Source organism: Pantoea sp. UBA5035 (assembly GCF_002415245.1).
In the GTDB taxonomy this organism is placed as follows: domain Bacteria; phylum Pseudomonadota; class Gammaproteobacteria; order Enterobacterales; family Enterobacteriaceae; genus Pantoea; species Pantoea septica.
On sequence record NZ_DICD01000011.1, the window covers coordinates 194,995 to 208,194 of the forward strand.

The 13,200-nt window shown below is 59.5% G+C and carries 14 protein-coding genes; 11 read left to right on the top strand and 3 right to left on the bottom strand.

The annotated features are described in order from the left end of the window. Positions 1 to 200: 200 nt before the first annotated feature. Positions 201 to 1,433 carry a serine/threonine transporter SstT gene (gene sstT / locus B3229_RS08525; RefSeq protein WP_286870360.1) on the top strand — a complete coding sequence of 411 codons (1,233 nt, stop codon included), beginning with the start codon at positions 201 to 203 and terminating at the stop codon, positions 1,431 to 1,433. Positions 1,434 to 1,653: 220 nt separating this feature from the next. Here sstT and B3229_RS08530 read toward each other — a convergent pair whose 3' ends face one another. From B3229_RS08530 to uxaC, 3 genes are read right to left on the bottom strand one after another with little or no spacing between them, the layout of a single operon-like run. Next, on the bottom strand, positions 1,654 to 3,144 hold the full coding sequence (locus B3229_RS08530; RefSeq protein ID WP_286870361.1) for a UxaA family hydrolase: 1,491 nt from the start codon (positions 3,142 to 3,144) through the stop codon (positions 1,654 to 1,656). 4 nt (positions 3,145 to 3,148) lie between these two features. After that, positions 3,149 to 4,597 (bottom strand): tagaturonate reductase, encoded by a 1,449-nt coding sequence (locus tag B3229_RS08535; RefSeq protein WP_286870362.1) that lies wholly within the window; start codon positions 4,595 to 4,597, stop codon positions 3,149 to 3,151. Positions 4,598 to 4,599: 2 nt separating this feature from the next. Then, entirely contained in the window at positions 4,600 to 6,015 is a 1,416-nt protein-coding gene (gene uxaC, locus B3229_RS08540; protein WP_286870363.1) for a glucuronate isomerase, read from the bottom strand. Positions 6,016 to 6,393: 378 nt separating this feature from the next. Between uxaC and B3229_RS08545 the strand changes: the two genes are divergently transcribed. From B3229_RS08545 to B3229_RS08590, 10 genes are all read left to right on the top strand, one after another. Beyond that, the gene (locus B3229_RS08545) at positions 6,394 to 7,698 is read left to right on the top strand and encodes an MFS transporter (RefSeq protein WP_048784420.1); all 1,305 of its coding nucleotides are present in this window, start codon (positions 6,394 to 6,396) and stop codon (positions 7,696 to 7,698) included. Between the two features lie 107 nt (positions 7,699 to 7,805). Beyond that, positions 7,806 to 8,573 (top strand): transcriptional regulator ExuR, encoded by a 768-nt coding sequence (gene exuR, locus B3229_RS08550; RefSeq protein WP_033755003.1) that lies wholly within the window; start codon positions 7,806 to 7,808, stop codon positions 8,571 to 8,573. A gap of 327 nt (positions 8,574 to 8,900) precedes the next feature. After that, entirely contained in the window at positions 8,901 to 9,578 is a 678-nt protein-coding gene (locus B3229_RS08555) for a DedA family protein (RefSeq protein WP_033755000.1), read from the top strand. Further along, on the top strand, positions 9,575 to 9,937 hold the full coding sequence (gene mzrA, locus B3229_RS08560) for an EnvZ/OmpR regulon moderator MzrA (protein WP_048784364.1): 363 nt from the start codon (positions 9,575 to 9,577) through the stop codon (positions 9,935 to 9,937). The genes B3229_RS08555 and mzrA overlap by 4 nt, the downstream gene beginning before the upstream one ends. A gap of 178 nt (positions 9,938 to 10,115) precedes the next feature. After that, a complete protein-coding gene (locus B3229_RS08565; RefSeq protein WP_033754994.1) occupies positions 10,116 to 10,490 on the top strand; it encodes a DUF1090 domain-containing protein in 375 nt (124 codons plus the stop codon). Positions 10,491 to 10,526: 36 nt separating this feature from the next. Then, entirely contained in the window at positions 10,527 to 10,832 is a 306-nt protein-coding gene (locus B3229_RS08570; protein WP_048784365.1) for a DUF883 family protein, read from the top strand. 2 nt (positions 10,833 to 10,834) lie between these two features. After that, positions 10,835 to 11,233, top strand: a complete 399-nt coding sequence (locus tag B3229_RS08575; protein WP_187143609.1) for a phage holin family protein — start codon at positions 10,835 to 10,837, stop codon at positions 11,231 to 11,233. Continuing rightward, positions 11,230 to 11,520 (top strand): YqjK-like family protein, encoded by a 291-nt coding sequence (locus tag B3229_RS08580; protein WP_048784370.1) that lies wholly within the window; start codon positions 11,230 to 11,232, stop codon positions 11,518 to 11,520. The genes B3229_RS08575 and B3229_RS08580 overlap by 4 nt, the downstream gene beginning before the upstream one ends. A gap of 208 nt (positions 11,521 to 11,728) precedes the next feature. After that, entirely contained in the window at positions 11,729 to 12,142 is a 414-nt protein-coding gene (locus B3229_RS08585; protein WP_033792297.1) for a DoxX family protein, read from the top strand. Between the two features lie 75 nt (positions 12,143 to 12,217). Next, on the top strand, positions 12,218 to 13,192 hold the full coding sequence (locus B3229_RS08590; RefSeq protein ID WP_033754978.1) for a glutathione S-transferase family protein: 975 nt from the start codon (positions 12,218 to 12,220) through the stop codon (positions 13,190 to 13,192). Positions 13,193 to 13,200: the final 8 nt, after the last annotated feature.

Here is a 13,200-nt window from a genome sequence, read left to right on the forward strand (position 1 = left end):
TTGCCAGCTCCGGATGCGACATATCATCGCTCTGTCACACTCTCTTCATACAGCATATTAGAAATCCGATCCTCCTCGCACTGACAGAATTATCTCTTTCTTCGCCCGCTCTTTTCCTTATACTCCGCCGTGCAAACCGCTTCAGGCGCGTTAATCGACGCCCTCTGAAGCCACATCCCGCTACAACCTAAAGAACAATTATGCAGAACTCACTTTCCGGTCGTCTGGGCGCGCTACTCGCAGGAAGCCTGGTGAAACAAATTATGGTAGGGCTGGTGGCTGGCGTGGCACTGGCCTGGGTCTCGAAAGATGCGGCGCTGGCCGTCGGCCTGCTGGGCGAGCTGTTCGTTAGCGCGCTGAAAGCCGTTGCACCGCTGCTGGTGCTGATGCTGGTGATCGCGTCGATCGCTAATCACCAGCAGGGCCAGAAAACCAATATAAAACCGATTATCGCGCTCTATCTGCTGAGCACCTTTTTCGCGGCGGTGGTCGCGGTGGTGTTTAGCCATCTCGCGCCGCAGACGCTGACGCTGGCCGTAGGCACCACCGAAATCACGCCGCCGTCCGGTATTACCGAGGTGCTGCGCGGCCTGCTGATGAGCATGGTAGCGAACCCCATCACCGCGCTGATGCAGGCCAACTATATCGGCATTCTGGTATGGGCGATTGGTCTGGGCCTGGCGTTCCGTCATAGCTCACAGACCACGCGCGACCTGCTTAATGACGCTTCAAATGCCGTAACCTGGCTGGTGCGCTGCGTAATCCGCTGCGCGCCGATCGGCATTTTTGGCCTTGTCGCCTCGATTCTGGCCTCGACCGGCTTCGGCGCGCTGTGGCAGTACGCCCATCTGCTGGCGCTGCTGCTGGGTTGTATGCTGCTGATGGCGCTGGTGGTGAACCCGATGCTGGTTTACAGCAAGATCCGTCGCAACCCCTACCCGCTGGTGTTTACCTGCCTGCGCGAGAGCGGCGTGACCGCCTTCTTTACCCGCAGCTCGGCGGCCAATATTCCGGTGAATATGGCGCTGGCGAAACGCCTGAATCTGGATGAGGATACCTATTCGGTGTCGATTCCGCTGGGCGCCACCATCAGCATGGCGGGCGCCTCTATCACTATTACCGTGCTGACGCTGGCGGCGGTGCATACGCTGGGGATCAGCGTCGACGTGCCGACGGCGATTCTGCTGAGCCTGGTAGCGTCGCTGTGCGCCTGCGGCGCATCCGGCGTGGCGGGCGGTTCGCTGCTGCTGATCCCGGTCGCCTGCAATATGTTCGGCATTCCCAACGATCTGGCGATGCAGGTGGTCGCGGTCGGCTTTATTATCGGCGTGCTGCAGGACTCCGCCGAAACGGCGTTGAACTCCTCGACCGATATTCTGTTTACCGCGGCGGTGTGTCAGGCAGAAGCCGAGCGCGAAACCAGCCGGGCTTGATAACAAAATGGCGACCATACAGGTCGCCGGTCTATGCGCTGACGTTGATGTAGCTGCTTCAGACGGCGCAAAAGCTCAAAAAGCGGGTGGCATGGAACGAAGAGCAAAGCGTCCCGCGCCATGGATGGCGCGGGCCGAGCGAGCAGGGATGCGTAAAGCGACTTTGCGATCGATCCATGCCACCCGCGACAGTGCCCAGCGAAAAGACAGCAATGGCGATCTATAACGTCACGCCGCTTTTAAAAATCGCCAGCTCGCGGAAATCGTTCTTCTCGTTGTTGGTCAGCTCGCCGCTGGCAATCGCCACGATGGTGTCGACGAAATCCTCCAGCAGCGCATCCATGCTCATCCCTTCCAGCAGACGACCGGCGTTAAAGTCGATCCAGTGCGGCTTCTTCTCCGCCAGCGGCGAGTTGGTCGCCAGCTTCACCGTCGGCACGAAGCCGCCGTAGGGCGTGCCGCGTCCGGTGCTGAACAGCACCATATGGCAGCCCGCGCCCGCCAGCGCGCTGGTGGCGACCGCGTCGTTGCCCGGCGCGCTCAGCAAATTCAGTCCCGGCGTCTTCAGCCGCTCGCCATACTTCAGCACGTCCACCACCTGACTGGAGCCCGCCTTCTGGGTGCAGCCCAGCGACTTCTCTTCCAGCGTAGTGATGCCGCCCGCTTTATTGCCCGGCGACGGGTTCTCATATATCGGCTGCTGATGGTCGATAAAATAGCGCTTGAAGTCGTTAATCATCGCCACCGTCTTCTCAAAGGTCGACTCATCGCGACAGCGGCTCATCAGGATACGCTCCGCGCCGAACATCTCCGGCACCTCGGTCAGTACCGTGGTGCCGCCGTTAGCGATCATCTGATCGGAAAAACGCCCCAGCAGCGGATTAGCGGTAATGCCGGAGAAACCGTCCGATCCGCCGCACTCCAGGCCGAACTTCAGCTCGCTCAACTTGCCCGGCTGGCGCTTGTCATGGCGCATCGCCTCATACAGGGCGCGCAGATGCTCCAGCCCTGCTTCCACTTCGTCGTCGTGCTGCTGGCACACCATATACTGGATACGTTCGCTCTCCGGCAGGCCTAACGTCTCGCGAAAGGCGTCGACCTGATTGTTTTCGCAGCCGAGCCCGATCACCAGCACGGCGCCGGCGTTGGGATGACGCACCATATTTTGCAGCATGGTGCGGGTATTCTCATGATCCTGGCCCAGCTGCGAACAGCCGAAGGTATGGCTAAACAGAAACGCGCCGTCGGTGCCCGCCGCGTTGTCGGTCTCTTTCAAAAAGCGCTGCAGAATCTGACGCGCGATGCCGTTGACGCAGCCTACGGTCGGCAGGATCCACAGCTCGTTGCGGATCCCGACGTCGCCGTTAGCGCGGCGATAGATCTGCACCTCGCGATCGCCTGGCTGCGGCGGCACCTCGACAAACTCCGGCCGGTAGTCGTACTCGTCCAGATCGCTCAGGTTGGTGCGCGCGTTGCTGGAGTGGATCACCTCGCCTGCGGCGATCGGCTGCGTGGCGTGGGCGATCGGCAGCCCATACTTGATCACCAGCTCGCCTTCGGCGATGGGCCGCAGCGCGAACTTGTGGCCGCGCGTCACCGCCTGCTGCAACTGCACCGCCGTCTGCTGCAGATCGATGGTCTGCCCCGCGTCTAAATCACGCAGCGCCACGGCGACGTTATCCTGAGAGTGAATCTTAATCGCGTCTTGCATAGCTTTATCCCAGTGTGCTCAACGCCTCACGCATGCCGTGGACGATGATATTTTGCAGGTGTCGGCTGACCTCGGCCGCCAGCTGAGGCTGCCGGGTCAAATCTTCGCCCCAGTGCTGCGCGTCGCTTAACACCTCGCGCACCAGCTGTTCCGGGGAGATCTGGTCGTTATTAAGGGCCTGCCAGTTTTTTTCAAAGCGCGCCAGCCAGTGCGCGTCATCCTGCAGCGGCCAGCTTTTTTCCGCCGATGCGCCGCGATAGAAGGCGATCAGCGCCGCCAGCGCAAAGGTCAGACGCGGCGGCCAGACGCCGCTCTGCGCGTGCGACGCCAGCAGCGGCGTCAGCAGGCGAGTGCGGAACTTGGTCATGCCGTTGAGCGCGATAGAGAGCAGCGCATGGCGGATAAAAGGGTTGCGGAAACGTCGCTCGACCGCGTCGGCGAAGGCGTGCAGCTCGTTGCGCGGCAGATCGAGCGTGGGAATGATCTCCTCGCGCAGCAGGCGATCGACGAAGCCTGCAATGGCCGGATCCGCCATCGCCTCGCCGACGCTCTCCAGACCGGCCTGAAACGCCACCGGCACCATCGCGGTATGGGCGCCGTTGAGGATCGCCACCTTCTGCGCCTTCCACGGCGCGATGTCATCCACCAGCCGCACCTGCGGCGCCAGCGCATCAAGCTTCAGCTCGTCGAACAGCGCGCGCGGCCCCTGCAGAATGAACTGGTAGTAGACCTCGCCCGCCACCAGAAAACGATCTTCATAGCCGAGCTGAGCGGCGAGCGCCTCGCTCTCCTGCGGGAATCCGGTCACGATGCGATCCACCAGCGTGTTGTAGAACACGCAGTGCTGCGACACCCAGGCGGCGAAGCTTTCCGGCAGCTGCCAGTGGCGCGCATAGCGCAGCACCAGCTCGCGCAGCGCGTCGCCGTTATGGTCGATCAGCTCGCAGGGCACAATCAGCCAGCCTTTGTCGTCGGCGCCGCTAAAGTGCTCAAAGCGCGCCCACAGCAGCTGCGTCAGCTTACCGGGAAAGCTGGATGCGGGCGCATCCGTCAGACGATCTGCTTCAACAAAGGCGATGCCCGCTTCGGTGGTGTTGGAGAAGACGAAGCGCATCTGCGGCGCGCGCGCCAGCGCCAGAAAATCCTCGTGCTGGACGTAAGGCTGGATCTCGCGATTCAGGCTGCGGATCAGGCGCGTTTCGCTGACGCGCTCGCCCTGCTCGTTAAGCCCGCGGATCAGCGTGGTATAGAGCCCGTCCTGCTGATTCAGGCTGTCGCTGACGGCCCGGTTGCGCGGCCGCACCACCACCACGCCCGCGTCGGTGCCCTGGTGCTGGTTCAGCCAGTCGAGCTGCCAGTCGATAAAGGCGCGCAGAAAGTTGCCTTCGCCGAACTGGATGACGCGCTCGCTGTAGGTCGCGCCGGGAAAGTCGTGACGGTTTAGCCGCTGCATGATCAGGCTCCCAGCTCGATGCCGAAGTAGTCGCGCGCGTTATTGAAGCAGATGTTTTGCACCATCTGGCCCAGCAGCGCCTCGTCGCCCGGCGCTTCGCCGTTCTCGACCCAGCGGCCAATCATCTGGCACAGCAGGCGGCGGAAATATTCGTGGCGCGTATAGGAGAGGAAGCTGCGGCTGTCGGTCAGCATGCCGACAAAGCGGCTGAGCAGACCAATCTGCGCCAGCTGCGTCATCTGGCGCTGCATGCCGTCGAGCTGATCGTTGAACCACCAGGCGGAGCCGAACTGCATTTTGCCCGCCTCGCCTTCGCCCTGGAAGTTGCCCGCCATGGTCGCCAGCACTTCGTTGTCGCGCGGGTTCAGGCAGTAGAGGATGGTTTTCGGCAACGCGTTATGCAGGTTCTGCGCGCCCAGCAGCTTCGCCAGCGGTTCCGCCAGCGGCTGATCGTTAATCGAGTCGAAGCCGACGTCCGGCCCCAGCAGTTCGAACTGGCGGCGGTTGGTGTTGCGCAGCGCGCCGATATGGTACTGCTGCACCCAGCCGCGACGCGCATATTCGCCGCCCAGCCACACCAGCACGGCGGTTTTGAACTGCGCGATCGCCTGCGCGTCCGGCGACCCGCCGGCGCGGCGGTCAGCCAGGATGGCGTCCAGCGTCGCATCGTCCGCTTCGGCGTAGAGCACCACGTCGAGCGCGTGGTCCGACACTTTGCAGCCGTGCTCGGCAAAGTAGTCGAGACGCTTGCTGAGCGCGCTGCGCAGATCGTCGAAGCGGCGCACGCTGACGTCGGTCAGCGACTCCAGCTTCTCAATCCAGCCCAGGAAACCGTCCGCTTCGATATTAAAGGCTTTATCCGGACGCCAGCTCGGCAGCACCTTAACGCCGAAGCTGCCGTCCTGCGCCAGCGCGCGGTGGTGCTGCAGATCATCCAGCGGATCGTCGGTGGTGCCGACCATTTTCACGTTCATCTGCTGCATGATGCCGCGCGCGGTAAAATCATCCTGCGCCAGCAGCGCGTTGCAGCGCTCCCAGATGCTGTCGGCGTTTTTTTCAGAGAGCAAGGTGTCGGTAATGCCGAAAGGACGACGCAGCTCAAGGTGCGTCCAGTGGTAAAGCGGATTGCCGATGGTGTGCGGCACGGTGCGCGCCCAGGCGTCGAATTTTTCGCGATCGCTGGCGTCGCCGGTGCAGAAGGCCTCCGGCACGCCGTTAGCGCGCATGGCGCGCCACTTGTAGTGATCGCCTTTCAGCCAGATGTCATAGAGGTTGGCAAAGCGGTAATTTTCGGCAATCTGCTGCGGGGGAAGATGGCAGTGATAGTCGAAAATCGGCTGATCCTTTGCGTAGTCATGATAAAGACGACGGGCAAATTCGGTATCCAGCAAAAAATCCTCGGTCATAAAACGCGACATACTTGCTTCCTCTTGGATAGAGCCTTAATGCGCTCAAAGTTATCATACCAATTTTCGCCAGCTACAGAATTCTTTGAGATCTCGCTCACATAAACAGCAGCTATTCACTGTGCTCATGGACGTTTTTGCTCTCCGCAGCGTGCTAAATGGCTGTCATTACGCAGGTTTAAAGTATCCCACATTGCAAAAGGGGCTTTTGTGATGGCTCTCAACTTTTAAAGTTGTATAACAAGTTACGCTCTCGCTCCGTAATGGCAAGGTAAACACAGGGTCGCTTTTGCGCGGCCTGCGGGCGTGAGAGTAAGTCGGCTCACGGTTGTCCCGCTCCAGATAACAACAGCGGCAAGACCGCAGACAGAACACTGGAAGAGGTAAATGATGCGTAAGATTAAAGGGCTACGCTGGTATATGATCGGGCTGGTGACGCTGGGCACCGTGCTGGGTTATCTCACCCGTAATACCATCGCCGTCGCCGCGCCGACGCTCCAAACCGATTTGCATATCACCACCCAACAGTACTCCTACATCGTGGCGGCCTACTCCGCCTGTTATACCGTTATGCAGCCGGTCGCCGGCTATGTGCTCGACCTGCTCGGCACCAAAGTCGGCTATGCCGTATTCGCCGTGCTGTGGGCGATCTTCTGCGCCGCGACGGCGATGGCCGGCAGCTGGGGCGGATTCGCGCTGGCGCGCGGCGCGGTGGGCGCGGCGGAAGCGGCGATGATCCCGGCGGGCCTGAAGGCGAGCAGCGAATGGTTCCCGGCTAAAGAGCGTTCCGTCGCCGTGGGCTACTTCAATGTCGGCTCCTCTATCGGCGCCATGCTGGCGCCGCCGCTGGTGGTGTGGGCAATCGTGGCGCACAGCTGGCAGATGGCGTTTATTATTACCGGCGTGCTGAGCCTGCTCTGGGCGATCTGCTGGCTGATCTTCTATAAACATCCCAAGCAGCAGACCAAACTCAGCGAAGAAGAGCGTCAGTACATTATTTCCGGTCAGGAAGCGCAGCATCAGACCGGCAATACCAAAAAAATGACGGCGCGTCAGATCCTGCGCAACCGCCAGTTCTGGGGCATCGCGCTGCCGCGCTTTCTGGCGGAACCGGCCTGGGGCACCTTTAACGCCTGGATCCCGCTGTTTATGTTTAAGGTTTATGGCTTCAACCTGAAGGAGATCGCGCTGTTTGCCTGGATGCCGATGCTGTTCGCCGACCTCGGCTGCATCCTTGGCGGTTATCTGCCGCCGCTGTTTCAGCGCTGGTTCGGCGTGAACCTGATCGTGTCGCGCAAACTGGTGGTCACCATGGGCGCGGTGCTGATGATTGGCCCCGGCACTATCGGTCTTTTCACCAGCCCTTACGTCGCTATCGGCCTGCTCTGCGTCGGCGGCTTCGCCCATCAGGCGCTCTCCGGCGCGCTGATCACCCTCTCCTCCGACGTTTTTGGTCGTAATGAAGTCGCGACCGCCAACGGTCTGACCGGCATGGCGGCCTGGACAGCCAGCACCATGTTCGCGCTGGTGGTCGGCGCGCTGGCCGATACGCTGGGCTTCAGCCCGCTGTTCGCCGCGCTGGCGGTGTTCGATCTGCTGGGCGCGGTGGTGATCTGGACGGTGCTGCGCAATAAGCCCGTCTCGGAGCTGGAAAAAGAGGTGACGCCGCCTCAGGCCGCGCCGGTACGCGGCTAACAGCGCTGACCGAAGAGCAAAGCGTCCCGCGCAATCCTTGCGCGGGACCTTTTATTTAACGGCCGCAAAGTGGTATAACAACTTTATTTGCGACACGGGAATGCGCTATGGAACTGACCGAACCTCGTCGACTTTATCAACAGCTCGCCAGCGATCTGAAAAGCCGTATTGAAACAGGCATTTACCCGGTGGGAGACAAGCTACCTGCGGAACGCCTGATCGCGGAAGAGATGAACGTCAGCCGCACCGTGGTGCGCGAGGCGATCATTATGCTGGAGGTAGAAGGCTACGTTGAGGTGCGCAAAGGTTCCGGTATTCACGTTATCGCCAGTCAGCAGCAGAATCGGGTGATGACCTCCAGCCAGCTCGAATTCGCCAGCTTTGGCCCGTTTGAACTGCTGCAGGCGCGCCAGCTGATTGAGAGCAACGTCGCCGAGTTCGCCGCTACGCAGGTGACGCGTCAGGACATTATTGAACTGATGGCGATCCAGGAAAAGGCGCGTCAGGAAGATCACTTTCGCGACTCTCAGTGGGACATGCAGTTTCACGTGCGCATTGCGCAATCCACTCAAAACAGCGCGCTGGCGGCCATTGTCGAAAAAATGTGGCTGCATCGCCTGCACAATCCCTACTGGCTCAAACTCCACGAGCATATCGACCAGCGCAGCATCCTGAGCTGGTGCGACGACCACGATCAAATCCTCAAAGCACTGATGCGCAAAGATCCCGCCGCCTGCAAACTGGCGATGTGGCAACATCTGGAAAATACTAAGCAGATGCTGTTTAACGCGACCGCCGATGACTTTGAATTTAATGTGGATCGTTACATGTTTGCCGAAAATCCCGTTATCCTGCCGGACGGCGCAAGTAATTAACATTGATTCTGCTGCGTTTTCACGCAGGAAAGTCAGTTAATCTGCAATAGTGTCAGGTCGTGTAAAGCTCCTTTTGACGGACCGCGTCAACAGGTAAAACTCCTGTGCGGCGGGCACATTCCCCTGTCTCAAACCTGTGATTTTTGTTACAGTTATCGACCCTTTCTTACCCTTTGCGACAGGGTTTAAAAATTCGCTGATTTAACAATCTATTCTGGAAGGATCCGGAAAACCCTGCACAGACTGCGCTCCTAAAACAGATAACAACCGCCGGTCTGCGCTTATGTCTTTTAAGACGCGTTAAACAATGATGTTCAGGAATGATTGATGGATATTTTGCAAGCGTTGCTGCAGGCGTTGTGGCAACAGGACTACGAAACCCTCTCCGATCCAACGCTGGTCTGGGCCATTTACGGCGTGCTCTTCTTGATCCTGTTTCTGGAGAATGGCCTGCTGCCCGCCGCCTTTCTGCCAGGCGACAGCCTGCTGATTCTGGTAGGCGTGCTGATCGCCAAAGGCACCATGAGCTTTCCACTTACCGTACTGGTGCTGACCACCGGCGCCAGCCTCGGCTGCTGGGTCAGCTATATCCAGGGCCGCTGGCTTGGCAACACGCCGACGGTGCAGAAATGGCTCTCTCATCTTCCCGCGCAGTATCACGCCCGCGCGCACAGCCTGTTTCATCGTCACGGCCTGTCGGCCCTGCTGATTGGCCGCTTTATCGCGTTCGTGCGCACCCTGCTGCCGACCATTGCCGGTTTATCCGGGCTGAATAACGCCCGCTTCCAGTTTTTTAACTGGGTCAGCGCGCTGCTCTGGGTGCTGATTCTGACCGTGTTCGGCTTTGCGCTGGGCAAGACGCCCATTTTCCGCCGCTATGAAGATGAGCTGATGTTCTGCCTGATGCTGCTGCCGCTGGTGCTGCTGGTGATAGGCCTGGTGGGATCGCTGGTGGTGCTGTGGCGCAAACGCCAGGCAAATCAGAACGGCAAGGGCGAGTCATGAAAATTTATGGCCCTGTCCCCCGCCGCATGCTGCCCTGGCTAACTATCGCCGTGCTGCTGCTGCTGGCGATCTGCCTGACGCCGACGCTGCTGCGGCACGAAAGCGTGGTGCAGATCCGCGTATCCCATGCCGGCGGCCCGCTGCCGGACGGGTTTTACCTCTATCAGCAGCTGACGGCGCAGGGCATCCGCATTAAAAGCATTACCCCGTCGGGCGATGCGCTGATTATTCATTTCGAGAACGAAGAGCAGAGCCTCGCCGCGCAAAAAGTGCTGCGCCGCCTGCTGCCGGACGGCTTTGTGGTCGCCAGACATCCCGACTCCGCCTCCGCCGCCTCGACAACGCTAAATATCTCCTGACGCGACATCGCCGTCCTGCGCTGGCAGGACGGCAACAGAATAATCCGTATCCCCCCGTCTTTTTTGAACTTTTTGCAGGCGCTGTCTATGCTTAGTGGATGGCTCAGCTATCTGACACGCCAGGAGATGACGCTGTCCGCTCGCGGCAGGTCAACAACAATGGAAGGTAATAAGCCTGATGAAACATCAATTACTTCTTGGCCTCGCGCTGTTTTCTCTCTCAGGTTCGCTGATGGCGGCGGAATCGCTCTGTCAGCAGAAAGAGCAGGATATTCAGCATGAAATTGCGATGGCGAAACAGCATAACAATCAGCGTCGCGTTAATGGACTGGAGCGCGCTCTGACCGAAGTGCGCGCTAACTGTAGCGACAATAAACTGAAAGCGTCTCACCAGGCGCGCATCAAGGCGCAGCGAGAGAAAGTCGCTGAGCGCGAGCGCGAGCTGAAAGAGGAGCGTCAGGACGGCGACGATAAGGAAAAAATCGCCAAACGTGAACGTAAACTGGAAGAAGCACGCCAGGAGCTGAAAAAGTTACAGGCGGAGCCTTATTAACCCGGACTCAACCACTGAAGCTAAAAGGAACATTACATGTCAAAAGACACTTCATCAGAACATTTGCGTGCTGAGTTAAAGAATCTGGCGGACACTCTGGAAGAGGTGCTGAGCAGCACAACGGATAAGTCCAAAGGCGAACTGGATAAGCTGCGTCAGAAAGCGCGCGTCGCGCTCGACAGCTCGCGCGAAAAGCTGGGCGATTCTGGCGAATATCTGGCGCAGACCACGCGTGAAGCCGCGCAGAAAGCGGACGGCTACGTGCGTGAAAATCCCTGGCATGGCGTTGGCATCGGTGCGGCAATCGGCGTGGCGATCGGCATCCTGATTTCACGGCGTTAATTATGGCGGATTCACAGCAGAGCCACGGCCCCGGCAAAGGGGTCATCAACATTGGTCAGCGCATCGTCACTACGCTGGTCAGCATGGTCGAGACCCGCGTACGGCTGGCGGTGGTCGAGCTGGAAGCGGAAAAGGCCAACCTGATTCAGCTGCTGCTGATGGTTGGCCTGACCATGCTGTTTACCGCATTCGGGCTGATGAGCCTGATGGTGTTGATTATCTGGGCCGTCGACGCGCAGTATCGCCTGATGGCAATCGGCATCACCACCGGCGTTCTCTTTCTTCTGGCGATTATCTTCGGCCTGTGGAGCCTGCGCAAATCGCGTCAGTCCACGCTGCTGCACCACACCCGCAAAGAGCTGGAGACCGATCGCAAGCTGCTGGAGGATGACCGCGTATGAGCCGCAGCAAACTGGAACGTGAAGCGCGTATTCATGACTTAATCGGCGAAATACAGCAGCAGCGGCTCGACCTGAGCGCCAGCCGCCGCGACTTCCTGCTAAGCACGGCGCAGTACGATCGCGGCTGGTTGACGTTTCTCAGCATGCGGCGTTATCTGGCCATCGGCAGCAGTGCGTTAGCTATCTGGTCGGTGCGCAGCCCGAATAAGTTTATGCGCCTGCTCAAGCGCGGATTCGGCGTCTGGAGCACCTGGCGTATGCTGAAATCGGCTCTGCCGCAGCGCTAATCCTCTCTGTATTCAGCCGGTGCGAAATCGCCGGCTTCGCTTCATCAGATTTCCTGAATAACACCTACAGAATATCTCGCTTACAACCTTTCCCCTGCGCGACTATTATCTCCAGCTATCAGCTCAGCAAACGGCAACGCCGCCTTTCGCTGGGAATTATCTAACGCAGGCGCGACTGCCCTGCCGACAATCTAGCCTGGAGTTAATGATGAAAAAATTCGAAGATACTGGTCTGCTACTGGCGCGTATTTTAATGCCAATCCTGTTTATCACGGCTGGCTGGGGCAAAATCACCGGCTATGCGGGAACGCAGCAGTATATGGAAGCGATGGGCGTGCCGGGCTTTATGCTGCCGCTGGTGATCCTGCTGGAGTTCGGCGGCGGCCTGGCGATTCTGTTCGGCTTCCTGACCCGCTTCACCGCGCTGTTTACCGCCGGCTTTACCATCCTGACGGCGTTCCTGTTCCACAGCAACTTCGCGGAAGGCGTCAACCAGCTGATGTTTATGAAAAACCTCTCTATCGCGGGTGGTTTCCTGGTGCTGGGCCTGGTCGGTCCGGGCGCGTACAGCATCGACCGCCTGCTGCGTAAGAAATCTGCGCCAGCTGCGGCGCTGCGTTAAGCACACATCTGGCGTAATGCCACATATACTTAGCAGGGCGAGGATACTCCTCGCCCTGTTTGCATTGGAGGCGATATGGGCCAACTGATTGACGGTGTCTGGCACGACACCTGGTACGACACCAAATCAACCGGCGGACGCTTTAAGCGCACTGAAGCGGTCTGGCGCAACTGGGTGACCGCGGACGGCAGCGCTGGTCCGACAGGCGACGCGGGCTTTAAGGCCGAGCGCGATCGCTATCATCTGTATGTTTCTCTCGCCTGTCCCTGGGCGCACCGCACGCTGCTGATGCGTCAGCTCAAAGGGCTGGAGTCGATGATTGACGTCTCCGTGGTGCATCCGCTGATGCTGGAGAACGGCTGGACGTTCGACGACGATTTTCCCGACGCCACCGGCGACAAGCTTTATCAGAACGAATTTCTCTATCAGCTTTACCTGCATGCCGATCCGCACTACACCGGACGCGTGACCGTGCCGGTGCTGTGGGACAAGCAGCAGGGCACCATCGTCAGCAACGAATCGGCGGATATCATCCGCATGTTCAACAGCGCCTTCGACGCCGTCGGCGCGCGCGCCGGAGACTACTATCCGCCCGCCCTGCGCGAAAAGATCGACGAGCTGAACGGCTGGATTTACGACACGGTCAACAACGGCGTCTATAAGTCTGGCTTCGCGACCTCGCAGGCGGCTTATGACGAGTCGGTGACCGCGCTGTTCCATTCGCTGTCGCGCCTGGAGCAGATTCTGGGGCAGCACCGCTACCTGACCGGCGACCAGCTCACCGAGGCGGATCTGCGTCTCTGGACCACGCTGGTGCGTTTCGATCCGGTCTACGTTACGCATTTTAAGTGCGATCGCCACCGCATCGGCGACTATCTCAATCTGAGCGGCTTCCTGCGCGATATCTACCAGATGCCGGGCATCGCCGAGACGGTGAACCTGCCGCATATCCGCCATCACTATTACGTGAGCCATAAAACCATCAACCCGAACGGCGTGATTTCGCTGGGGCCGGCGTTTGACTGGGATGAGCCGCACGGGCGCGGCTAAACGCGCGC